Annotated in this window: 16 protein-coding genes; 8 read left to right on the forward strand and 8 right to left on the reverse strand. The window is 57.2% G+C overall.

Annotation, left to right across the window (positions count from 1 at the left end; all coding sequences use genetic code 11):
• Positions 1-10: 10 nt before the first annotated feature.
• A complete protein-coding gene (gene nfuA, locus M495_RS22910) occupies positions 11-586 on the forward strand; it encodes a Fe-S biogenesis protein NfuA (RefSeq protein WP_006328556.1) in 576 nt (191 codons plus the stop codon).
• Positions 587-771: 185 nt separating this feature from the next.
• Here the strand turns inward: nfuA and malQ are convergent, their stop codons facing one another.
• Both malQ and malP read right to left on the reverse strand, forming a co-directional pair.
• A complete protein-coding gene (malQ, locus tag M495_RS22915; RefSeq protein ID WP_020837368.1) occupies positions 772-2,862 on the reverse strand; it encodes a 4-alpha-glucanotransferase in 2,091 nt (696 codons plus the stop codon).
• 9 nt (positions 2,863-2,871) lie between these two features.
• Positions 2,872-5,277, reverse strand: a complete 2,406-nt coding sequence (gene malP, locus M495_RS22920; protein ID WP_020837369.1) for a maltodextrin phosphorylase — start codon at positions 5,275-5,277, stop codon at positions 2,872-2,874.
• A gap of 542 nt (positions 5,278-5,819) precedes the next feature.
• Between malP and malT the strand changes: the two genes are divergently transcribed.
• From malT to glpD, 6 genes are all read left to right on the forward strand, one after another.
• Positions 5,820-8,534, forward strand: a complete 2,715-nt coding sequence (gene malT / locus M495_RS22925; protein ID WP_020837370.1) for an HTH-type transcriptional regulator MalT — start codon at positions 5,820-5,822, stop codon at positions 8,532-8,534.
• 25 nt (positions 8,535-8,559) lie between these two features.
• Positions 8,560-9,108 carry a GNAT family N-acetyltransferase gene (locus tag M495_RS22930; protein WP_020837372.1) on the forward strand — a complete coding sequence of 183 codons (549 nt, stop codon included), beginning with the start codon at positions 8,560-8,562 and terminating at the stop codon, positions 9,106-9,108.
• A 149-nt stretch (positions 9,109-9,257) separates the two neighbouring features.
• Entirely contained in the window at positions 9,258-9,584 is a 327-nt protein-coding gene (gene glpE, locus M495_RS22935) for a thiosulfate sulfurtransferase GlpE (RefSeq protein WP_020837374.1), read from the forward strand.
• 168 nt (positions 9,585-9,752) lie between these two features.
• Positions 9,753-10,589: a rhomboid family intramembrane serine protease GlpG gene (glpG, locus tag M495_RS22940; protein ID WP_020837376.1), complete on the forward strand. Its 837-nt coding sequence runs from the start codon at positions 9,753-9,755 to the stop codon at positions 10,587-10,589.
• A gap of 36 nt (positions 10,590-10,625) precedes the next feature.
• On the forward strand, positions 10,626-11,384 hold the full coding sequence (locus M495_RS22945) for a DeoR/GlpR family transcriptional regulator (RefSeq protein ID WP_020837378.1): 759 nt from the start codon (positions 10,626-10,628) through the stop codon (positions 11,382-11,384).
• 265 nt (positions 11,385-11,649) lie between these two features.
• On the forward strand, positions 11,650-13,158 hold the full coding sequence (gene glpD / locus M495_RS22950; RefSeq protein ID WP_020837380.1) for a glycerol-3-phosphate dehydrogenase: 1,509 nt from the start codon (positions 11,650-11,652) through the stop codon (positions 13,156-13,158).
• 44 nt (positions 13,159-13,202) lie between these two features.
• On the opposite strand, the gene glgP is transcribed toward glpD, so the two are convergent.
• From glgP to asd, 6 genes are all read right to left on the reverse strand, one after another.
• Complete coding sequence (gene glgP / locus M495_RS22955; protein WP_020837381.1) at positions 13,203-15,650, reverse strand: glycogen phosphorylase; 2,448 nt, start codon at positions 15,648-15,650, stop codon at positions 13,203-13,205.
• A gap of 272 nt (positions 15,651-15,922) precedes the next feature.
• On the reverse strand, positions 15,923-17,356 hold the full coding sequence (gene glgA, locus M495_RS22960; protein WP_020837382.1) for a glycogen synthase GlgA: 1,434 nt from the start codon (positions 17,354-17,356) through the stop codon (positions 15,923-15,925).
• Between the two features lie 127 nt (positions 17,357-17,483).
• On the reverse strand, positions 17,484-18,761 hold the full coding sequence (gene glgC / locus M495_RS22965) for a glucose-1-phosphate adenylyltransferase (protein ID WP_020837383.1): 1,278 nt from the start codon (positions 18,759-18,761) through the stop codon (positions 17,484-17,486).
• 12 nt (positions 18,762-18,773) lie between these two features.
• Entirely contained in the window at positions 18,774-20,759 is a 1,986-nt protein-coding gene (gene glgX / locus M495_RS22970) for a glycogen debranching protein GlgX (RefSeq protein ID WP_020837384.1), read from the reverse strand.
• A complete protein-coding gene (gene glgB / locus M495_RS22975) occupies positions 20,756-22,942 on the reverse strand; it encodes a 1,4-alpha-glucan branching protein GlgB (protein WP_020837385.1) in 2,187 nt (728 codons plus the stop codon). The genes glgX and glgB overlap by 4 nt, the downstream gene beginning before the upstream one ends.
• Before the next feature lie 496 nt (positions 22,943-23,438).
• Positions 23,439-24,542 (reverse strand): aspartate-semialdehyde dehydrogenase, encoded by a 1,104-nt coding sequence (gene asd / locus M495_RS22980; RefSeq protein WP_020837386.1) that lies wholly within the window; start codon positions 24,540-24,542, stop codon positions 23,439-23,441.
• Positions 24,543-24,755: 213 nt separating this feature from the next.
• Between asd and M495_RS22985 the strand changes: the two genes are divergently transcribed.
• Positions 24,756-25,349 carry a YhgN family NAAT transporter gene (locus M495_RS22985; protein WP_041415736.1) on the forward strand — a complete coding sequence of 198 codons (594 nt, stop codon included), beginning with the start codon at positions 24,756-24,758 and terminating at the stop codon, positions 25,347-25,349.
• Positions 25,350-25,382: the final 33 nt, after the last annotated feature.

Below are 25,382 nucleotides of genomic sequence, written 5' to 3' on the forward strand. Positions count from 1 at the left end.
AGCTAATGCCATGATTCGTATAACAGATACTGCACAGGAACACTTTGCCAAACTGCTGGCAAACCAAGAGGAAGGCACCCAAATCCGCGTATTCGTGATCAACCCGGGTACGCCTACGGCCGAATGCGGTGTCTCTTATTGCCCGCCGGACGCCGTTGAAGCGACAGATACCGAGCTGAAGTTCGAAAAGCTGTCCGCCTATATCGACGAGCTGAGCAAACCGTATCTGGAAGATGCCGAAATCGACTTCGTCACCGACCAACTGGGCTCGCAGCTGACGCTGAAAGCGCCAAACGCCAAAATGCGCAAGGTAGACGACAACGCGCCGCTGATGGAGCGTGTTGAATACGTGCTGCAGTCGCAGATCAACCCACAGCTGGCTGGCCACGGCGGCCGTGTGACCCTGATGGAAATCACCGACGATAGCCTGGCTATCCTGCAGTTTGGCGGCGGTTGTAACGGTTGTTCAATGGTCGATGTGACCCTGAAGGAAGGCATCGAGAAAGAGCTGCTGCAGAAGTTCCCTGAACTGAAAGGCGTGCGCGATTTGACCGAGCACCAGCGCGGCGAGCACTCTTACTACTGATACCCTTCTTACTTGACGTTGCAGCGTTGTTGGCTGCGTGCACTTACCCCAGTCACTTACCTGAGTAAGCTCCTGGGGATGCTCGCACTTGCCGCCTAGCTGCAACTCCAATTAATTTGGGTATCTACCATTTTCATGAGAGCTAAAGTTCTCATGCCCCGTCTTTAATACACAATGGCTCTCTGTTACCCCACCGAGACCTTGCGACGCCGCTTGTCCAAATCCTTCAGCAGGCGATTGACCTGCTGATCGGCAAACATCTCTTCCAGCGTTTTGGTCAGTTTTCGCCGCCAGTTTGGGTACTGATCGCTGGTGCCGGGAATATTGACCGGATCCGCCATATCCAACCAGTCTTCCGGCTGCAGACCCAGCAAGGCGCTGGCGCTGTCGGCGACATAGCGCTGCAAACCACGATTAAGCAGCGGGCTCATATTCAACAACGCCGCCTTTTTGCCCACTTTCTGCGGCACACAGCCATAGTGATGCAAGCCATCCAGTAGCCCCTGTTTGGCACGTTCGCGATCGGCGAACAGCTCTTTCAGGATCTCCGCATCCGGATACAACCCCAGCTTGTTGCCGAGCTTCAGATCGCCACTTTGCCAATAGCCGCGCAGCGTCGGCAGGTCGTGCGTGGTGATGGTCGCCATCGCCTGAACCGGATAGGCCTGCGGGGCGCGGAAGTGGTTCTCGCCGTCGCGTTCGAAGTACAGCACCTTGTAGGAATAAACGCCGCTGTCGCGCAGCTTGCCGACGATTTCCACCGGAACGGTACCGAGGTCCTCGCCAATCACCATGCAGCGGTGACGTTGACTTTCCAGCGCCAGCACCGCCAGCAGATCATCGACCGGGTATTTCACGTAGGCGCCGTGAACGGCGGTTTCACCGTAAGGGATCCACCATAAACGCAGTAACGCCATCACATGATCAATACGCAGCGCACCACAGCTGGTCATATTGGCGCGCAGCAGATCGATAAACGGCTGATAGCCGCGCGCCGCCATCACATGCGGATCCATCGGCGGCAGCCCCCAGTTTTGCCCCAGCGGCCCGAGAATGTCCGGCGGTGCGCCAACCGAGGCCTTCAGGCAATACAGCTCGCGTTCGCACCAGGTTTCCGCGCCGCCTTCCGCCACGCCGACCGCCAGATCGCGATACAGGCCAATCGGCATCTGCTGTTGCTGACTTTGGCGGAAACAATCGGCGAACTGACTGGCAGCCAACCACTGCAGCCACAGGTAAAATTGCACCTGTTCTTGCTGCTGCTGACAAAATTGCTTTACCGCAGCGCTATCACCCTGCTGATATTCTTCCGGCCAGGCCGGCCAGCCCCACAGGCTGTCATCCGCAGCCGCAAGATGAGCATGCAGCGCGTCGAATGCCGCCTGCTGATACAAACTTTCGCCGCCGTCGATAACAAACTGCTCGAATGCCTGACGCTGAGAGTCAGCGGCTTTACGCGCCTGGAACAGCGGGAATGCCAGTTGCAACGCCGCCAGCTTAAGCTGCGTCACCTTGCCGTAATCCACCCGATCGCTGGCACGGGCCTCGGCCAACTTTTTTTGCGTTGCCGGTTTCAGCCACCATTGCTGGGCGGCTTCGTTGCGCTGGAAATCCTCCACCGCGTTCACGTCAATATAGATGACGTTCAACCAGCGTCGCGACGACGGGCTATACGGACTGGCGCTTTCCGGGTTAGCCGGGTACAGCGAGTGAATCGGATTCAGCCCGACAAAAGCGCCGCCCCGTTCACCGACCTGCTCCACCATCTGGCGCAAGTCGCCAAAGTCACCGATGCCCCAGTTGCGATCGGAGCGAAGAGTGTAAAGCTGGACGCAAGCGCCCCACAGCTTCTTGCCGGTCAACAAGGCATCCGGTTCGAAGCAGCGTTTCGGCGCCACAATCAACCGGCACTGCCACTGCTGTTCACCCTGTGTCAGCGTCAGTTGATGATAGCCCGTTGGCAATTCAGCCGGCAGGGTGAACGTTTTGCGTGCGCTGGCACGGCCTTGCTGCCGGCCGCCGTCTTCGCGCAGCAGCGTCCACTGATACTCACCGCTGCCCGCCAGCGGCAATGCCACCGGCGCGCCCTGATAAAACACCTTCACCGCCGGCAGCGGCGTCACCGCAGGCTCCTGCGGTGACGCGCTTCGGCCCATGGCGTCCAGCAGCCTGCGCTTGGTGTCTTCAGCGATCGCCTGCTGTTGACCATGGGCGTTAATATAATCGGCAGCGATACCCGCCTGAGCTGCCGCCTGATCGATGACCTTGCGATCCATTCGCTCTCCTTAACGCTTGGCTTGCCAGATACGCTGCTGGTAGTCGCGGATCGAGCGATCCGAGCTGAACATCCCAACGCGTGCGGTGTTAAGAATAGTACGACGCGTCCATTCATCACGGTCACGATAGAGTTCGTCTACCTGCTGTTGAGCTTTACAGTAAGAAGCAAAGTCCGCCAGCACCAAATAAGGGTCGCCGCCTTCCAGCAGGCTGTGCAGCATCATGTCGAAAGCATGCTTGTCACCGTTGCTGAATGCGCCGCTCGCCAATTCGTCCAGAATCGCTTTCAGATGTTTGTCTTTCTTGCGGTAGCTGAGCGGATCGTAGCCTTTCGCCAGCAGCGCCTTCACCTGATCCACGGTATTGCCGAAGATAAAGATGTTGTCTTCGCCCACCTGCTCGGCGATTTCCACGTTAGCGCCATCCAGCGTGCCGACGGTCAGCGCGCCGTTTAACGCCAGCTTCATATTGCCGGTCCCTGAAGCTTCTTTGCCGGCGGTGGAGATCTGCTCGGAGATATCCGCGGCCGGGATCATCAGCTCAGCGACGGAAACGCGGTAGTCAGGAATAAACGCCACTTTCAGGCGATCCTTCACCAGCGGATCGTTGTTGATCTTCGACGCCGCCTGGTTGATCGCATAAATGATGTTTTTCGCCAAGTAATAGCCCGGAGCCGCTTTGGCGCCGAACAGGAATACGCGCGGCACGATATCCAGCTGCGGGTTATCGCGCAGTTGACGATACAGCGACAGGATATGCAGCAGGTTAAGGTGCTGGCGTTTGTATTCGTGCAGGCGCTTGATCTGCACGTCGAAAATCGCGTCCGGGTTCAGTTTCAACCCCATGACGTCGTGAACGTAATTGGCCAATACGACTTTATTATCGCGCTTGATTTGCTGATAACGCTGACGGAACGCCGCGTCATCGGCGTACTTCTCCAACCCCTTCAGCGCGTCAAGATCGTTAGCCCACTCTACCTTCAGCGTTTCGTCAATCAGCCCAGACAACGCCGGGTTACATTGCTTCAGCCAGCGACGCGGCGTGATGCCGTTGGTGACGTTGTGGAATTTGTTCGGCCACAGTTGGTGATATTCCGGGAACAGATCTTTCACCACCAGATCGGAGTGCAATTGCGCCACACCGTTGACCGCAAAGCCGCTGACCACGCACAGGTTAGCCATACGGACCTGCTTGTTATGGTGTACTGCCAACTTGGCCCACACCGCGTCGTCACCCGGCCAGTGCTTGTCCACCAGCTTTTTGAAGTTGGCGTTGATCTGTTTGATGATGGAGAAGTGGCGCGGCAGCAGGCTGCGTACCAGTTTCTCATCCCAGCACTCCAACGCCTCCGGCATCAGGGTATGGTTGGTGTAGGCGAAGGTCTTGCTGGTGATGGCCCAGGCGGCATCCCACTCCAACTGATGCTCATCCAACAGAATGCGCAGCATTTCCGGAATGGCGATGGTCGGGTGAGTGTCATTAAGCTGGATCACTTCGTACTTCGGCAGATCTTCAATTTTGCGGCCTGCCAGATGGTGCTTACGCAGGATATCCGCCACCGAACAGGCGCACTGGAAGTATTGTTGCATCAGGCGCAGGCGCTTGCCTGCCTGGTGGTTGTCATTCGGATACAGCACCTTGGTCAGCTTGGCCGCTTCAACGCCCTGCTTCTCCGCCTGCAGGAATTTACCGTCGTTGAAATCACTCAGATTAAACGGATGCTGATGCGTCGCCTGCCACAGGCGCAGCGGTTGAGTCACGCCATTGCGGAAGCCCAATACCGGCAGATCCCAGGCCTCGCCGCGCAGGGTAAATGCCGGACGCCACAGTTCACGGCCATCGGCCAATTTCTCCAGTTTCCCGCCGATGCCCACATCCACCGACAGCGCGGCGTTGTGGCGGAACCACGGGTAGCTTTCGCGCTGCCAGTTATCCGGCGCTTCCTGCTGCTGGCCGTCGCTAAACGACTGGCGGAACAGCCCGTATTGGTAATTCAACCCGTAGCCGGTGGCCGGTTGTTCCACCGTCGCCATCGAATCCAGGAAACAGGCCGCCAAACGCCCCAGCCCGCCATTGCCCAACGCCGGATCGGTTTCCTGCTCCAGCAGATCCGCCAGCTTGATGTCCTGCTCCGCCAATGCCTGCTCGACGGTGTCATACCAGCCCAGGTTAATCAGGTTGTTGGCCGTCAGGCGACCAATCAGAAACTCCATCGAAATGTAGTTCACGTGGCGCAGCGGCTTACTGCTTTTGCGTGGTGCAGGCTGCGCAGCCAACTGCTCGGCCAACGCCGCGCTTACTGCCTCCCACCATTGGTGCTGAGTCATTTGTTGTGCAGAACTGAGGCCAAACTTTTGCCACTGACGGGTCAGTGCCGCCAGGAAAGCATCCTTTTTAAGCGTAGGCTGGGACATAAAAAACTCTCTATCCAGTAAGTGGGTCAAATTAGCGTTATCGTGCCGGGGAGAAAGAGTGAAGGCATCATCCCGCCTGGGGATTAGCTGGGGAGGAGGATTGGGGCGTAGCTAAAATTGTGATCTCAGGCACTTTTTGACTCCCTTGCATCATGCAAAAAAGCCCACCGACGGACGCGGCGAGCACTGAGAACCAGGCGAAAACTTGTTCAATGACGTTAGCACAGTTATCGCAGAGGCTACAGTCGCCTGCGCGCCCATAAATGCTTTCTTGTACCTGCGTCACTCAAGCGCGCTAAAACACCACGGTTCCACAGGGCTTTAGCTGTAAACGTAAAAAAGTGTGATCAATAGCAATATAACTCCAAGCCAATGCGGAACCTTGTTGCAATACGTTTAACGTTGTCAGAAGTTAGGAGGGGGATTAATTACGAGCCATAAAATAATTAACCCTACTCCGATCCCGGCAGGCGTCGCGCTGCAATGAACGCCAACGGGCAGGCCAACGGCTACGGAAACCGCGATTTTCACTCTGGAATACTATGCTGATCCCATCGAAACTGAGCCGTCCGGTACGGCTGCAAAATACCGTGATCCGCGATCGCCTGCTGGCCAAATTAGCCAGCACGGCCAACTATCGCCTGACATTGGTCAATTGCCCTGCGGGATACGGGAAAACGACGCTGGTCGCACAGTGGGCGGCCGGTAAATCAGATCTGGGCTGGTACTCGCTGGATGAAAGCGACAACCAACCCGAGCGCTTCGCCAGCTACCTGATCGCCGCCTTGCAACACGCCAGCGGCGGCCACTGCGTCAAAAGCGAAGCACTGAGTCAAAAGCATCAGTACGCCAGCCTGTCGGCACTGTTCGCCCAGGTGTTTATCGAGCTTTCCGACTGGCATCAGCCACTGTATCTGGTGATTGACGACTACCACCTGATCACCAATGACGTGATTCATGAAGCCATGCGCTTTTTCCTGCGCCACCAGCCGGAAAATCTGACGCTGATCCTGCTGTCCCGCACCTTGCCGCCGTTGGGCATTGCCAATCTGCGCGTGCGTGACCAACTTTTGGAAATGGGCACGCAACAGCTGGCGTTTACCCATCACGAAGCCAAACAGTTCTTTGACTGCCGCCTGACGGCCCCCATGGAACAGCATGACAGCAGCCGGCTGTGCGATGAGGTCGAAGGTTGGGCTACCGCGCTGCAGCTCATTGCGTTATCCGCCCGTCAATCCACGTCTTCCGCCCAGCAGTCGGCCAAACGCCTGGCGGGGCTTAATGCCAGCCACCTGTCGGATTATCTGGTGGACGAAGTGCTGGATCACGTCGATGCCGAGGCGCGCGCCTTCCTGCTGCGTTGTTCGGTGCTGCGTTCCATGAACGATGCGCTGATCGTCCGCCTGACCGGCGAAGACAACGGCCAGCAACGGCTGGAAGAGCTGGAGCGTCAGGGCTTATTTATCCACCGCATGGACGACAGCGGCGAGTGGTTCTGTTTCCACCCGTTATTCGCCACCTTCCTGCGTCAGCGTTGCCAATGGGAATTGGCGCTGGAACTGCCGGGCCTGCACCGGGCCGCCGCCGAAGGTTGGCTGGCGCTGGGGTATCCGGCGGAGGCAATCCACCACGCGCTGGCGGCCAGCGATGTCAGCATGCTGCGCGATATCCTGTTGCAGCATGCCTGGTCGCTGTTCCACCACAGTGAACTGGCCCTGCTGGAAGAGTGTCTGAACGCGCTTCCTTACGAAAAGCTGATCCAAAACCCCAAGCTTGCACTGCTGCAGGCCTGGCTGGCGCAGAGCCAGCACCGCTATATCGAAGTGAATACGCTGCTGGAGCGCGCCGAACAGGCAATGCGCGAGCATAAAATTGACGTCGATCGCACCCTGCACGCCGAATTTGATGCTCTGCGCGCGCAGGTGGCAATCAACGCCGGCAAGCCGGAAGAGGCCGAACGCCTGGCCACCGAAGCGCTGAAATTCCTGCCGCTTTCCAGCTATTACAGCCGCATCGTCGCCACCTCGGTCACCGGCGAAGTCCATCACTGCAAGGGCGAACTGGCTCGCGCACTGCCGATGATGCAGCAGACCGAGCAGATGGCCCGGCGCCATCAGGCTTACCACTACGCGCTTTGGGCGCTGCTGCAGCAGAGCGAAATTCTGATTGCACAGGGGTTCCTGCAGGCCGCCTACGAAACGCAGGACAAAGCTTTTGAGCTGGTGCGCGAACAGCATCTGGAACAGCTGCCGATGCACGAGTTCCTGCTGCGTATCCGTTCACAAATCCTGTGGTCCTGGTCGCGGCTGGACGAAGCGGAAGACGCCGCCCGCGAAGGCCTGAAAATCCTGGCCAACTATCAGCCTCAACAGCAGCTGCAGTGCATGGCCATGTTGGCCAAGTGCTCGCTGGCGCGTGGCGATCTGGATAACGCCAATGCGCACATGCAACGTTGTGAAGTCCTGCTGCACGGCTCTCAATACCACCGCGACTGGCTGACCAATGCCGACAAACCGCGGGTGATCCACTGGCAGATGACCGGCGACACCGCAGCCGCGGCCCAATGGCTGCGCCAGACCGAAAAACCCGGCATGGCGGACAACCACTTTATGCAAGGCCAGTGGCGCAACATTGCCCGGGTACAAATCATGCTGGGCCAGTATGAAGAGGCCGAAGTGGTGCTCGACGAGCTCAACGACAATGCCCGCCGCCTGCGCCTGGTCAGCGATCTGAACCGTAACCTGTTGCTCAGCAACCAGCTTTACTGGCAGATGGAGCGTAAAAGCGACGCGCAGAAGGTCCTGATGGAGGCGCTTTCACTGGCCAGCCGTACCGGATTTATCAGCCATTTCGTCATTGAAGGCGAAGCGATGGCGCAGCAACTGCGCCAATTGATTCAGCTTAATACGCTGCCGGAGTTGGAAAATCATCGCGCCCAACGTATTCTGCGCGACATCAATCAACATCACCGGCATAAGTTCGCGCATTTTGACGAGAACTTCGTCGATAAGCTGCTAACTCATCCACAGGTACCGGAACTGATTCGCACCAGCCCGCTGACGCAGCGCGAATGGCAGGTTCTGGGGCTGATTTATTCCGGCTACAGCAACGATCAAATTGCCGGCGAACTGGACGTGGCGGCTACCACCATCAAAACCCATATCCGTAACCTGTACCAGAAGTTGGGCGTAGCCCATCGCCAGGAAGCGGTACAGCAGGCGCAGCAACTCCTGAAGATGATGGGGTACGGCGCCTGACGAATACAGAAAGGACTCATCGATTATGGAAGATGTCATTATTGGCAACGCTAAAAAAACTGATGCGGGAGAGGTGGTAAGGCTTATCGCACTGGCGGATAAAGATGCGGTACTGGCCCTGTCTGGCAAAGACGATATCAACGAAGCCCTGTTTCAGTACGAAGTGAACTTCGGCCGCCATGATGTCTATTTTGGCTATAAAAACGTCTTCGTGGCTCGGGACCAGGAAAAAATACTTGGCTGTATCCTGTATTTCAAAGGAGAAGATGAGTCAGGGTTCACAGCCATAACAGAACATCGAGCTGAAATGGAAAATGAATCAGACCCCGATGAAATATATATAGATTCCCTGGCCGTCCTGCCGGAGTGCAGAGGACGAGGGATAGCAAAATCTCTGATTAGCCGTGTTGTTGAGGAGGCCGGGCGACAAGGGCTCAATAAAGTCGGCCTTCTGGCAGATACGAAAAAACCTCATCTGAAAGCACTGTATCGCAAGCTAGGGTTCAAGGTGACGGCGGAGATAGAGCTCCTCAACGATCGCTACGAAAAGATGACGGTCGAAACGGGAGTTTAATGAGTCAGGAAAAGGGCGCCCTTTTCCTGATAGTGTTCTATATAGCAGCAGTACAACTGGTGTAATAAACCACAATTTTAATCTGGTCTTAATTGCCGCGAAATTGACTACAATGGCGGCATATTCTTATTACGAGGCAGTTGGCAGTTATGGAACAGTTTGAAGCGATCAACGTTGAGCAGGCGCACAGCCGTTGGAAAGACGACAGCGCCGCGCTGGTCGACATCCGCGATCCCCAGAGTTTTGAAGCCGGGCACACACCAGGCGCCTTCCACCTGACCAACGCCAGCCTGCAGACCTTTATGCAGCAAAACGACTTTGATCGTCCGGTGATGGTGATGTGCTACCACGGCAACAGCAGCCGCAGCGCGGCGCAATACCTGCTGCATCAGGGGTTTGACGCGGTGTACAGCATTGACGGCGGCTTCGAGGCATGGGCACGCCAATATCCTCAGGACGTTGAAACCTCCGCATAATCCTCCTCCCGCCGTCTGCGGCGGGTTCCTTTTTCGCGCTTTTAGTGAGTGTTTTTGCGGGTTTTTCGCAGATCTGCTGCCTGCGCTCAGGATTTCGACGGTATAATCGGCCGTCAACGCCATCGGGGTAAACCGGCGGCTAAAATCATTCACTTAGACGGAAAAGCCATGGTTAGAGTAATCGCCGTATCCAACCCCCGCCTGGCGCAGGCCTTTGTTGACTATATGGCGACACAGGGCATCGAGCTACGGGTGCACAACAGCGGCGAAGCGGCAGAGATCTGGCTGGCTGACGACAGCCATCTGGAACAGGTACAACATGAGCTGCAGCAGTTTCTGATCGATCCACTCAACAGCCGCTACCGGGCCGCCAGTTGGCAGGCCGGCAAGACCGACGCCGAGCTGCACTACCAGGGTTATTCTTATCTGCACACCTTGCGCAGCAAGGCCGGCCCGCTAACGCTGAGCGTGATGGCGCTGTGCATTGTGGTCTATATCCTGATGCAGATATTGGGCGACGACGCAGTAATGTACTGGCTGTCCTGGCCGCAGAACAGCGAGCAGTACACGCAACTGTGGCGCTGGGTCAGCCATGCTTTCCTGCATTTCTCGCTGCTGCACATCACCTTTAACCTGATGTGGTGGTGGTATCTCGGCGGCCCGATGGAAAAACGCCTCGGCGCCGGCAAGCTGTTTGTGCTGGCGGTGGTCTCGGCCTTTTTCAGCGGTTGGGCGCAGTCGCTGTTCAGCGGTGCCTTGTTCGGTGGCCTGTCCGGCGTAGTCTATGCGCTGATGGGTTACTGTTGGCTTAGCGGCGAACGTGCACCGGAACGCGGTCTGATGCTGCCACGCGGCCTGATGGTGTTTTCGGTTCTGTGGCTGGTGGCCGGATATTTCGATATTTTAGGAATGTCGATCGCTAACGCGGCACACGTAGCCGGTTTAGTGTTAGGGTTATTGATGGCATTTTGGGACACGCGTCATCGCGCGCACAACGAACAATAACAGCCAGGTACAAGCCGGGCGTTTTAGGGGATTATCGTGAAGCAAACACAGCGTCATGACGCAATTATCGAGCTGGTGCGCCTGCAGGGGTATGTCAGCACGGAAGAACTGGTCGAACATTTTGACGTCAGCCCGCAAACGATTCGCCGTGATTTGAATGACCTGGCCGATCAGAACAAAATCCAACGTCATCACGGTGGCGCCGCGCTGCCCTCCAGCTCGGTGAACGCCGCGTATAACGATCGTAAAGTGATGTGGTCGGAACAGAAAGCGCGTATTGCCCAACGCGTCGCCAGCCAAATCCCGGACGGTGCCACGCTGTTTATCGACATCGGCACCACGCCGGAAGCGGTCGCCCATGCACTGATGAACCACAAGAACCTGCGCGTGGTGACCAATAACCTGAACGTCGCCACCCTGCTGACCGCCAAAGAAGATTTCCGTTTGATCCTGGCCGGTGGCGAAGTGCGCACCCGCGATGGCGGCATCATGGGCGAGGCCACGCTGGACTTTATCTCTCAGTTCCGTCTCGATTACGGCATTCTCGGTATCAGCGGCATCGATATGGACGGCTCGCTGCTCGAATTCGACTATCACGAAGTGCGCACCAAACGCGCAATTATCGAAAACTCACGCTGCGTGATGCTGGTGACCGACCACTCCAAATTCGGCCGTAACGCGATGGTCAACCTCGGTAACATGAACCTGATCGACTATCTGTTTACCGACCAACTGCCACCGCCAAGCGTGATGAAAATCATCGAGCAGTACGACGTACAGCTCGAACTGTGCTAAGCCCTCTCCGTCACGTTTAACCCTGCGGTACCGCTTTTACCTCCGTTATTCCTGCCGTTTTCTCCGGGGTTCAGCCTGCTGGCCCCGGTCATTCCTGATCGAAATACCCCTTCTTTTTGTATACCTACTATCACCAAACTGTTACCTCTATCACGCCTAAATGTTTTTGTTTGGTTAAGTCTTGGCTTGTTTGTTGGTTTTTGATTACAATCATGAGCGAAAACGAACATGAAAGAGCTATTTCGAACATCTGGAGGAAGTTGACGTGGAAACCAAAGACTTGATCGTTATCGGTGGCGGCATCAACGGTGCCGGCATCGCGGCGGATGCTGCCGGGCGCGGCCTGTCCGTACTGCTGCTGGAAGCGCAAGACTTGGCCTGTGCTACGTCTTCCGCCAGTTCCAAACTGATCCACGGTGGCCTGCGCTACCTGGAACACTACGAATTCCGTTTGGTCAGCGAAGCGCTGGCAGAGCGTGAAGTACTGCTGAAATTGGCACCGCACATTGCCTTCCCAATGCGTTTCCGTCTGCCGCACCAGCCGCACCTGCGTCCGGCCTGGATGATCCGTATCGGTCTGTTCCTGTACGATCACCTGGGTAAACGCACCAGCCTGCCAGGCAGCAAGGGTTTGCGCTTTGGACCAGAATCGGTGCTGAAACCTGAATTGAAGCGCGGTTTCGAATATTCCGACTGCTGGGTCGACGATGCTCGCCTGGTGGTGTTGAACGCCCAGGAAGTGGAAAAACGCGGTGGCGAAGTGCGTACCCGTACCAAGGTCACCCGCGCATGGCGTGAGAATGGCCTGTGGATGGTAGAAGCGGTCGACGTCGACAGCGGCAAAACCTTTACCTGGCGCGCCAAAGGCCTGGTGAACGCCACTGGCCCATGGGTGAAAAACTTCTTCGACGACGGCCTGAAGCTGAAATCACCTTACGGTATCCGCCTGATCAAAGGCAGCCACATCGTGGTGCCGCGCGTACACGATCAGCCGCAGTCCTATATTCTGCAAAACGAAGACCACCGTATCGTCTTCGTGATCCCATGGAATGACGAGTTCTCCATCATCGGCACCACCGACGTGGAATACCACGGCGATCCGAAAGACGTGAAAATTGACGATAACGAAATCAACTACCTGCTGAAAGTGTATAACGACCACTTCAAGAAACAGCTGGGCCGTGACGATATCGTCTGGACTTACTCCGGCGTGCGCCCACTGTGCGACGACGAATCGGACTCGCCACAGGCGGTCACCCGCGACTACACGCTGGACGTGCATGACGAAAAGGGCAAAGCGCCGCTGCTGTCAGTGTTCGGCGGTAAACTGACCACCTATCGCAAGCTGGCTGAGCATGCGATGGAAAAACTGTCGCACTACTACCCTGGCTGCGGCCCGGCGTGGACCAAAAACGGTTCGCTGCCAGGCGGCGACATCGGTGGCGATCGCGATAGCTACGCCGCAAAACTGCGCCGCGAGCACAGCTGGCTGCCTGAATCACTGGCGCGTCGCTTTGCACGCACCTACGGCAGCCACAGTGAGCTGATCCTGGCCGGTGCCAACAGCCTCAACGATCTGGGCGAAGATTTCGGTCACGGCCTGCATGAAGCCGAGCTGCGCTACCTGATCGAAAAAGAATGGGTGGTCGAGCTGGATGACGCTATCTGGCGCCGCACCAAGTTGGGCATGTGGCTGGACGAAACGCAGCAGGCACGAGTCAAGGCCTGGCTGGCAGAACACGCGAAAGCGAAAACGCTGTCTCTGGCATCGTAAACCGCTAAACGTTAAAAGGGCCGGATATCCGGCCCTTTTTTACATTACAGCTTAATGGGTTTGATGTGCCAGATTTCGTCCGCATACTCCTGGATGGTGCGGTCGGAAGAGAAGTAGCCCATATTGGCGATATTCAGCACCGCCCGACGCGTCCAGTCGTCCTGATTGCGATACACCTCATCCACCTTGTCCTGCGTATCCACATAGCTGCGGTAATCTGCCAGCAGTTGATAGTGATCGCCCAGATTTACCAGTGAATCAAACAGGTTGCTGTAGCGCTTGGGTTCTTCAGGGCTGTAAACGCCGGTGGCAATCTGGGTCAGCGCCTGATGCAGCTCCGGATCCTGCTCATAGTACAGATGCGGGTTGTAACCGTTGCGGCGTAGCTCCTCCACCTGCTCGGCGGTGTTGCCGAAGATGAAGATGTTCTCCGCCCCCACGTGTTCCAGCATTTCAACGTTAGCCCCATCCAGCGTGCCGATAGTCAGCGCGCCATTCAGCGCAAATTTCATGTTACTGGTGCCGGACGCCTCGGTGCCTGCCAGCGAGATCTGTTCGGACAGGTCCGCCGCCGGAATGATCATTTGCGCCAGGCTGACGCTGTAGTTTGGAATGAACACCACTTTCAGCTGCGTATGCACTCGCGAATCGTTATTGATCACCTTGGCGACGTCGTTGATCAAGCGGATGATTTGTTTGGCGGCGTAATAAGCCGAAGCCGCCTTGCCGGCAAAGATCACCACGCGCGGCACCCGTTCGGTTTCCGGATCCTGCAGCAGGCGGTTATACAGCGTGATCACGTGCAGTACGTTAAGCAGCTGCCGTTTGTATTCGTGGATACGCTTAATCTGTACGTCGAACAGCGCGTCCGGGTTGACCACCACATTCAACGTTTTGGCGATGTAGGTCGCCAGTCGCTCCTTGTTCTGACGTTTGGCGCTTTGCACCGCCTTCAGGAAGCTGGGGTAGTCGATATTGGCCTTGATCTCGCTCAGTTGGCTGAGATCGGTACGCCAGGTCTGACCGATGCTGTCGTCCAGCACGTCAGACAGCGGTCGGTTAGCCAGCCCCAGCCAGCGGCGTGGGGTGACACCGTTGGTTTTATTGCAGAAGCGATCAGGGAAAATACGGGCGAAATCGGCAAACAGCGATTGCACCATCAGTTCGGAGTGCAGCGCTGAAACGCCGTTAACCTTGTGGCTCGCCACGACCGCCAGCCAGGCCATACGCACCCGGCGACCATTGGTTTCATCAATGATAGACACCCGCGCCAGCAGCTCATTGTCGCCCGGCGCCACTTCCTGCACCTGTTTGAGGAAGTGATCGTTAATCTCGAAAATCAGCTGCAGGTGACGCGGCAGGATCCGACCAATCATGTCCAGCGGCCAGGTTTCCAGCGCTTCGCTCATCAACGTGTGGTTGGTGTAAGAAAACACCTGCTCGACCACCGCCCAGGCATCCAGCCAGCTGAACTTATGTTCGTCGATTAGCCGGTGCATCAGCTCAGGGATAGACAACACCGGGTGGGTATCATTGAGGTGAATGGCAATCTTGTCTGCCAGGTTGTCGAAGCTTTTATGCATCGTCCAATGGCGGTTGAGGATATCCTGCACCGTGGCCGACACCAGGAAATACTCCTGCCGCAGGCGAAGCTCACGCCCTGAATACGTCGAGTCATCGGGATAGAGCACGCGTGATACGTTTTCAGAATGGTTTTTATCCTCAACCGCCGCAAAGTAATCGCCCTGATTGAATTTACCCAGGTTGATTTCATTACTGGCCTGCGCGCTCCACAGCCGCAGCGTATTGGTGGCGTCGGTATCAAAACCGGGGATCACCTGATCGTAAGCAGTGGCGACTACCTCTTCGGTTTCCACCCAGCGCGCCTTGGCGCCTTCCTGCTGGATCCGTCCGCCAAAGCGCACCTTATAGCGGGTGTTATGACGTGGGAACTCCCACGGATTGCCGTATTCCAACCAATAGTCCGGTGACTCCATCTGTTGGCCGTTTACGATATTCTGTTTGAACATGCCGTATTCGTAACGAATGCCGTAGCCCCGACCCGGCAGCGCCAGCGTCGCCAGCGAATCCAGGAAGCAGGCGGCCAATCGCCCCAGCCCGCCGTTGCCCAGCCCTGGATCGTTCTCCTCCTCCAGCAGCTCGCCCAGGCTCAGCCCCATCTCATTCAACGCGTCGTCGATATCCTGATAAATCCCCATCGACAACAAGGCGTTGGACAGCGTCCGGCCAATCAGAAACTCCATCGACAGGTAATAAACCTGGCGCACATCCTGCGAAAGTTGCGCACGGTTAGAACGTAACCAGCGCTCCACCATACGGTCACGCACCGCAAACAGCACGGCATTCAGCCAGTCATGCTGGTTGGCGATAGCCGGATCCTTGCCGACGATAAACATTAACTTATAGGCGATGGAGTGTTTCAGCGCTTCAACACTGACCGTGGGTGAGGTGTAACTAATCGGTGAAGTCATAGCTTTTCGATCCCAAGTTTGTGGCTGCCCGTCGCCTTTCAAGCCGCAGCGTTGTTACCTGCACTTGCTCACCCAGTTACTTACTAAAGTAAGCGCCTGGGGATGAGTAAGCTGGCCGCCTAGCTGCAACGTGAAATTCATAGGGCATTACAATAGGTGTTGATATACCCAAAATAATTGGCGCTGCATCAAGGCGGCAAAAAAACTTATCCCGATGAGCTTACACTGGTAAGTGATTCGGGTAAGTGAGTGCAGCCAACACAGAGGCAGCGTCAAATATGACGGGAATAAAGCGACAAATATTCCTTTGCCGCGACCTGCCAGCCAAAATCCACGCTCATGGCGTGGCGCTGGACGTGACGCCAATGCTTCGGCCTGCTCCACAGCACCATGGCGCGCCGAATGGCGTTGCCCAGTGCGGTGGCGTCACAATCATCAAACACAAATCCGCTGGCGCTGCCGTCGGCCAGATTCTCCAACGCACAGTCCACCACCGTGTCCGCCAACCCCCCGGTGCGGCGCACCAGTGGCAGCGTGCCATATTTCAAGCCATAGAGTTGAGTCAGCCCGCAGGGTTCAAAGCGGCTCGGCACCATGATCACATCGGCCCCGCCGATAATGCGGTGCGAGAAAGCTTCGTGATAACCAATCTGTACGCCAACCTGCTCCGGATAGTCGGCGGCAGCGGCGAGAAACGCCTGTTGCAGCACCGCATCGCCGGCCCCCAGCAGCGCCAGTTGGCCGCCCTGCTCCAGCAGTGCCGGCAGGGCTTCCAGCACCAGATCCAGCCCTTTCTGACTGGTCAGGCGGCTCACTACCGCAAACACCGGCAGCGACTCATCCACCTTCAGGCCCATGGCTTTTTGCAGGTGCAGCTTGTTCTTGACCTTGTTCTTCAGATCGTCAGCGTCGTAACGGGCGGTCAGCCGCGGATCGTGGGACGGGTCCCAAATTTTGTCATCTACGCCGTTAAGAATGCCGCTCAAGCGCCCCTGATGCTGGCGTTCCTGCAGCAGCCCCTCCATGCCATAGCCAAACTCCGGCCGGGTGATTTCGCGCGCGTAGGTCGGGCTGACGGCGGTGATATGGTCGGCGTAGTACAACCCCGCCTTCAGGAATGACATCTGGCCGTAAAACTCCAGGCCATAGACGTTGTAGAACGAAGGCGGTAACCACAGCTCTGCCACGTGATGGGCGGAGAACAGCCCCTGATAGGCCAGGTTATGCACGGTGAAGATGGATCGCGCCGGATGACCATTGGCGGCCAGATAGGCACAGGCCAGCCCCGCATGCCAGTCATGGGCATGCACTATCTGCGGGCGCCAATAACGATCCAGCCCTTTGGCCAGCTCGCAGGCCATCCAGCCCAGCAGGGCAAAGCGCCGGTGGTTGTCGGAATAGGCATTCATTGATTGGTCGTGATACGGGCTACCCGGTCGCTCGTACAGCCAGGGGGCATCAATCAGGTAAATGCCCACGCCGTGGTAGGTGCCGTAACGCAAGCCGACCCGGCCGGCGAAAGAATCGATTTCTGCCACCAGAACCGAGTCCGGTATGCCATTACGCACGTCAGGAAAAGCGGGCAATAACACCCGAACATCGCCGCCCTCGGCGATCTGAGCCGCCGGTAATGCGCCAACCACGTCTGCGAGCCCGCCGGTTTTCAACAGGGGGAACATTTCAGAACATACGTGTAAAACCTGCATTATCACTCCTGAGAATCGGCAAAATTACTCTGGAAAAGCAGGCTTGCCGCTGTTGTTAACCCCGCGTTGTGCAAGCCATCAGTCCGTTTATATGGCGGCAGGCTATCGTTCTGCCGACTACCTTAACTCACAACTTTGACAACATTTCGCGCGTAACCAGCACAATGCCACCTTCCGAGCGATAAAAGCGTTTGCTGTCCTCGTCGGCGTTTTCGCCAATCACCATGCCCTCGGGAATATGGCAGGCACGGTCGATAATGCAGCGCCGCAGACGGCAGGAACGGCCGACGTTAACGTCCGGCAGCAATACGGTAGAGTCGATGGTGCAGAACGAGTTCACCCGCACCCGCGGGAATAGCACCGAATGCACCACCACCGAACCGGAGACGATGCAACCGCCGGACACCAGCGAGTTCATGGTCATACCGTGGCTACCGGAACGATCCTGTACGAATTTGGCTGGCGGCAGCGGTTCCATATGAGTGCGGATCGGCCAGGCACGGTCATACATATCCAGCTCTGGTGTCACCGAAGCCAGATCGAGGTTGGCGCGCCAGTAGGCCTCGAGCGTACCCACATCACGCCAGTACGGCGGCAGATCGGGGTTGGAGGTCACGCAGGACAGCGTGAACGGGTGCGCCCAAGCCGCTTTCTGGGCGGTGATTTTCGGGATCAGATCCTTGCCGAAATCGTGGGTGGAGCCCGGCGTCGACATGTCCTCTTCCAGCAACTGGAACAGGTAGTCAGCGTTAAAGATGTAGATCCCCATGCTGGCCAGCGACATATCCGGGTTGCCCGGCATCGGCGGCGGGTTGCTGGGTTTTTCCAGGAATTCGAGGATCAGATCGTTTTCGTCCACTTCCATCACGCCGAACTCGCTGGCTTCCTCACGGGGTACCGGCAAGCAGGCAACGGTGCATTGCGCGCCCTTCTCCACGTGATCGATCAGCATGCGCGAGTAATCCATCTTGTAGATGTGATCGCCCGCCAGGATCACCACATATTCGGCGTCGTAACGGCGAATGATATCCAGGTTCTGGTACACCGCATCCGCCGTGCCCTTGTACCAGTGCTCGGTACTGAGGCGTTGCTGGGCCGGCAACAGATCGACAAACTCGTTCATCTCTTCGTTGAGGAACGACCAACCGCGCTGGATATGCTGCACCAGAGTATGGGACTGGTATTGGGTGATCACGCCGATGCGGCGGATGCCCGAATTCAGACAGTTCGACAGGGCAAAATCGATAATGCGGAATTTACCGCCAAAGTGGACGGCCGGCTTGGCCCGGGTTGAGGTTAAATCTTTCAAACGCGAACCGCGGCCACCGGCCAGGATCAGGGCGACGGACTTAATCGGCAGTTGGCGTGCCAACATCAGGGGGTCTTTATTTTCAAACCTAACCATAGCTGACTCCTTTTATTTTTTCTTTACCAGCACGCAAATCGAGTGCGCAGCCTGGTGCCAGGCGGGTAAAACCGCCCGCGAATCTTCCTGAGTAAAGGGAGCGACAAGCTGCCAATCGCCGACGGGCAACGTCATCTCCACCGCCTGCTGCGTGGCGTTCACGACCACCAGCCAGCGTTGCGACAGACAGATCTGCAAACGCAGTTCACCCTGCTCCCACTCTTGCGCGTCGAGGGGTTGCCCCTGCGCGTTCAGCCACTGCACGCTGCCGTCACCCTCCTGCCACCAGCGGTCTTGCTGCAAGGCAGGGATTTGTTGGCGTAAACGGATCAGTGCTGCGGTGTAATCGGTGAGAGCGTCATCTGCCGTGGCCCAGTCGAGCCAGGTGATAGCGTTGTCCTGACAATAGGCATTGTTGTTGCCCTGCTGGCTGTGTCCATGCTCGTCGCCGGCCAGCAGCATCGGCGTCCCCTGGGACAGCAACAACGTGGCGAGCAGCGCTCGTCGGCTGGCCCTGCGGCGTTGCAAAATGGCATCGTCGGCAATCGGGCCTTCAACACCGTGGTTATTGCTAAAGTTACGATCACTGCCGTCACGGTTACCTTCACCGTTCAGTTGGTTGTGCTTGCGGTTAAAACTGACCAAGTCCTGCAGGGTGAACCCGTCATGAGCGGTCAGCATGTTGATGCTGGCGTACGGCGCACGCCCGCGTTGGTTAAACAGATCACTGGAAGCGGCGAAACGTTGGGCGAACTGCCCCAACGATATGCCGTCCTGCAGCCAGAAACGACGGATATCGTCCCGGTAATGGTCGTTCCACTCGGCGAAGCGCCCCGGGAATTGGCCCACCTGGTAACCGCCAGGCCCGATATCCCACGGCTCGGCGATCAGCTTGCAGCGAGAAAGCAGGTCGTCCGCCAGTATCGCCTGAAACAACGGCGCATCGCGGTCGAACGCAGGCGTACGGCCAAGTACGCTGCCCAGATCGAAGCGGAAGCCATCAACGTGGCATTCGCCCACCCAAAAACGCAGACAGTCCATCACCCAGGCCACGCCCTGTGGCTGATCCAATCGCAGCGTGTTACCGCAGCCGGTATCGTTCATGTAGTCGCCGTCGGGGGTGAGCCAGTAATAGCCCGGGTTATCGATACCGCGCAGCGACAACGTCGGCCCATCGGTATCCAGCTCGGCGCTGTGGTTGAACACCACGTCGAGGATCACCTCAATACCGGCCTTATGCAGCGCTTTCACCGCATCGCGAAACTCGCGCAGCGGCGTCGTATCAGTGCGCAGGCTGGAATAACGGTTATCCGGCGCAAAGGGCGCAAGTACGTTGTAGCCCCAGTAATTAATCAGTCCGAGCCGCTGCAGACGCGGTTCAGAACTGTGCTGCTGCACCGGCAACAACTCCAGCGCAGTGATGCCGAGCCGCTTGAAATAGGCAATCATCACCGGGTGACCGAGCGCGGCGAAGCTACCGCGCAACACCGGTGGGATCTCCGGATGCTGCAAGGTCAGGCCGCGCACATGCGCTTCGTAGATCACCGTTTTGCCCCAGGGCGTAGCCGGCGGGCGGTCATCCTGCCAATCGTAAGCTTCGTCAATCACCACACACTTGGGCATCAGTTCGGCGCTGTCATGCTGATCCGGCCGGTCATAGCCGCCATGCAGGTAAGGATCATCTGCAACCGGTCCCTCTACCGCGCGCGCGGCGGGATCTAACAGCAGTTTGTTGGGGTTAAAACGCAACCCCTGCGCAGGATCAAACGGACCATGCACCCGGAAACCGTAACGCTGCCCCGGTTTACCGCCCGGCAGGTAGCCGTGCCAGATATCACCGCTGCGCGCCGTCAGTGGCAGCCGAACCTCCTGCTGCTGCTCGTCAAACAGGCACAGCTCCACCCCCGTGGCTCGGGCGGAATAGAGGCTAAAGTTGATGCCGTTACCGTCATAGCGCGCCCCGAGAGGCGCGGCGATGCCGGGCGTCAGCTCAGTCATTGCGCCTCCCGCAGCAGGTAGATGGTCGCCAATGGCGGTACGGTCACGCTGATCGAATGCTCGCGGCCGTGGTTGCCTATCGGTTCAGACACCACGCGGCCCTGATTGCCGGTATTGCTGCCGTGATAATGATGCGAGTCGGTATTGAGGATTTCCCGGTATTCGCCGGCACGCGAAATGCCGATGCGATAATGATGGCGCGGTACCGGAGTGAAGTTGCTGACGGCAATCAGCTCATTACCCTGCGAATCGTAACGGGCAAAGGCGAACACCGAGTTGTCGTGGTCGTCCACCACCAGCCACTCAAAGCCGTCAGGGCGATAGTCGCGCTCATACAACGGCGCCTGCTGTTGATAGCAATGGTTGAGATCGCGCACCAGCCGTTGCACGCCGTGGTGCCAGCCGTCCAACCCTTCCAGCAGGTGCCAGTCGAGGCTGCTGTCGAAGTTCCATTCGCGCCCCTGGGCAAATTCGCAGCCCATAAACAGCAGCTTCTTGCCCGGATGCGCCCACATAAAGCCGTAGTAGGCGCGCAGGTTGGCAAACTTCTGCCAGGCATCGCCGGGCATGCGGTCGAGCACCGATTTCTTGCCATGCACCACTTCGTCATGGGAAATCGGCAGCACAAAGTTCTCGGTGTAGGCGTACAACATGCCGAAAGTCATCTGATTGTGATGATATTTACGGTGCACCGGGTCGCATTTCATGTAGTTAAGCGTGTCGTGCATCCACCCCAGGTTCCATTTGTAATGGAACCCCAGGCCATTGGATTCCGGCGGCAGCGTCACGCCTGGGTAATCGGTGGATTCTTCCGCCAGCGTCACCGCGCCGGGGCGCTCCTTGCCGACGGTGTGGTTGGTATAACGCAGGAAGGCGATGGCCTCCAGATTCTCGTTACCGCCGTAGTAATTCGGCACCCATTCGCCGTCAGCGCGGCTGTAATCACGGTAGATCATCGAGGCTACCGCATCGACGCGCAGCGCATCTATGCCATAACGCTCCAGCCAGTAAAGGGCATTACCTGCCAGATAATTACGCACCTCGTTGCGGCCATAGTTATAGATCAGGGTATTCCAGTCCTGATGAAAGCCTTCGCGCGGATCGGCGTATTCATACAGCGCGGTGCCGTCGAAGTTCGCCAGGCCATAGGCGTCGCTGGGAAAATGCCCCGGCACCCAGTCGAGGATCACGTTAATGCCGGCCCGATGCGCCGCAGCCACAAACGCCTTAAAGTCAGCCGGAGTGCCGAAACGTCGGGTCGGCGCGTACAGACCTAGAGGCTGATAACCCCAACTGCCGTCAAACGGGTGCTCGTTAATCGGCAGCAGCTCGATATGGGTGAATCCCATGTCCTTGACGTAATCAATCAGCTGCACGGCCAGTTCGCCGTAGCTGAGCCAGAAATTATCGTCGGTGTGGCGGCGCCACGAGCCAAGATGCACTTCGTAGATAGAAATCGGGCGGTCAAAATCATTGGCCCGCTGACGTTGCGGGGTGTTTTCTACCACCTCAGGCAACGGAGTGACCAACGACGCGGTGTCCGGTCGCATCTGCGCTTCAAATGCGTAAGGATCGGCCTTGAGCTGGGTGTTGCCGTAGCAGTCGATGATTTCATATTTGTACAACTGCCCGGCCTTCACGCCCGGCAGAAACAGCTCCCAAATGCCATTTTCACGACGCAGGCGCATCGGATGGCGGCGTCCGTCCCAAAAGTTGAATTCCCCCACCACCGAGACTCGCTGGGCGTTGGGTGCCCAAACGGCAAAACTGACGCCTTCGACGTCATCGAGCGTGGCGAGATGAGCGCCCAAACGTTCATAAGGACGCAAATGGGTCCCTTCAGCCAACAGCCAACTGTCAATATCCTGCAGCAGGGTGCCGAAGCGGTAGGGATCGTCGACGATCTGTTGGTGATCGTGCCAGCGCACATCAAACTGATAGCGGAACGGCGTTTTACGGCGCGGCACCGTGGCGCTGAAAAAACCCCGCTCATCATCACAGTTCAGCTGCACCAATCGGCGGCCGGTTTGCTGATCCCGCAGCCAGACTTCGCTGGCGTCAGGCAACAGCGCACGCACCTGCAGGCCGTTATCGACCGCATGCATGCCAAGCAGGGAAAAAGGATCGGCAGAGTTGCCGGAGAAAAGCTGATCAATCACGTCACGATCGGGAAGTACAGGCATAGTCTTCTTCCTAAGATTAAGAGCATGATTTATAAGAGGCCACGCAGCCCATCGCCTTTCAGGTTACAGCGGCGTTGGCTGTACCTTGAGATCCACAGGGCGTAACGCTTAATCCATAGCCGTTTTGGTTATCATGCAATTCATTCGGTTTCTAAAGCGTGATTACAGTCGGTTATTGATCAATTTTCACCCTACCGACCCGAATACCGCTCTTTATGCTTATTTTTGGTGCTGGCGAAAATTTATCCGCCAGCCCTTTAAGCATAGCTAATGTCAGTTAAAAACATTGCCGCATTACCAGGAAAAAGCTTCATTAAGAAAACTGCCAGCCTGACAGCGTCTTTGCGCTGCTGCCCGCATGGTGGAGTGCCGATGGCTTGTGTGCTTTCTCCCCTTTGCAGCGACTTAGTCCATAGCGCGCCGAAACGGAGAAAAAGGAAGAAAATAAGGCTTTTGAGGGCTGAAAGAGCTCAGCCCTCGGGAAGTACAGTTCAGGTTACAGCAGGATACGCAGCATGCGGCGCAGCGGTTCAGCCGCACCCCACAGCAACTGGTCACCCACGGTGAACGCAGACAGGTATTCCGGCCCCATATTCAGCTTACGCAGACGACCGACTGGCGTATTCAGCGTCCCGGTAACCGCAGCCGGCGTCAGTTCACGCATGGTCAGTTCACGGTCGTTCGGGATCACCCGCACCCAATCATTGTGGGTCGCCAGCATCTGCTCGATTTCCGGCAGCGAAACGTCTTTTTTCAGTTTCAGGGTGAATGCCTGGCTATGGCAACGCAACGCGCCAACGCGCACGCACAGGCCATCAACCGGGATCACGCTGCTGCTGTTGAGGATTTTGTTGGTTTCCGCCTGGCCTTTCCACTCTTCGCGGCTCTGGCCGTTATCGAGCTGCTTGTCGATCCACGGGATCAGGCTGCCGGCCAGCGGCACGCCAAAGTTATCGGTTGGCAGTTTGCCGCTGCGGGTGGCCGCAGTGACTTTACGTTCGATGTCCAAAATGGCCGATGCCGGATCCTGCAGCTCTTTCGCCACGTCTGCGTGCAGCATGCCCATTTGAGTCAACAGCTCACGCATGTGGCGCGCGCCGCCGCCGGAAGCGGCCTGATAGGTCGCAACGGATGCCCACTCGACGAGGTTGTTGGCGAACAGGCCGCCCAGCGACATCAGCATCAGGCTAACGGTGCAGTTGCCGCCGACAAAGGTCTTGATGCCTTTGTCCAGGCCCTGCTGAATCACGTCGCGGTTGACCGGGTCCAGAATGATAATCGCGTCATCCTGCATGCGCAGTGAAGAAGCGGCATCAATCCAGTAGCCTTGCCAACCGGTTTCACGCAGCTTCGGGTAAATTTCGTTGGTATAATCGCCGCCCTGGCAGGTAATAATGATGTCGAGCGCGCTCAGCGCATCAACATCGTAAGCATCTTGCAGCGTGCCCTGCTGGCCGCCGAATGCCGGCGCCGCAGAACCGTGCTGCGAAGTGGAGAAAAAGACCGGGCGAATGGCGTCGAAATCGCGCTCTTCCGTCATGCGTTGCATGAGTACGGAGCCGACCATTCCGCGCCAACCGATGAAACCAACGTTTTTCATATGACTGTCCTGCCTTGGAGGATGACTGCTATAAGTTGTGTGCACTATCTCTCCACCTTACAAAATGTCAGCGCAGGCGCAAAGTGAATTTATTCGATAGCTGAACGATTCTCAGCAATCCTTCTTATATACCCCGTTGTCTTTCAAGCCATCGGGGATGGGTTAGTGCGTGGGTCGGGATGGCCGACACGTTTTTCAGATGCAGAGGTAATGATGACAGAGATGATTTCCGTCACGGTGTTGCTGTTTTTAATCATGGATCCGCTAGGCAACTTGCCGATTTTCATGTCGGTACTCAAACATCTGGAACCGCGCCGACGCCGGGTGGTGGTGATCCGCGAATTGCTGATCGCCCTGTTGTTAATGTTGATATTCCTGTTCGCCGGCGAGAAAATTCTGGCGTTCCTCAACCTGCGAACCGAAACCGTGTCCATTTCCGGCGGGATTATTTTGTTTCTGATCGCCATCAAAATGATTTTCCCTACGCAGGAGGGCAACAGCAGCGGGCTTTCCGCCGGGGAAGAACCCTTCCTGGTCCCGCTCGCCATCCCACTGGTCGCCGGGCCTTCGATTCTGGCGGCGCTGATGCTGCTCTCGCACCAGTATCCGAACCAGATTTCACATCTGGTAGTGGCGCTGCTGATTGCCTGGGGGATTTCTGCCGCTATTTTGCTGATGTCGGACTTGTTCCTGCGCCTGCTGGGCAGTAAAGGCGTGAGCGCGCTGGAAAGGCTGATGGGGCTGATTCTGGTGATGCTGTCGACCCAGATGTTCCTGGACGGCGTGCGGGCTTACATGAAGCTGTAGTGAATAAACGGGCGCCTGTGCGGCGCCGGCTAA

Source organism: Serratia liquefaciens ATCC 27592, assembly GCF_000422085.1.
In the GTDB taxonomy this organism is placed as follows: domain Bacteria; phylum Pseudomonadota; class Gammaproteobacteria; order Enterobacterales; family Enterobacteriaceae; genus Serratia; species Serratia liquefaciens.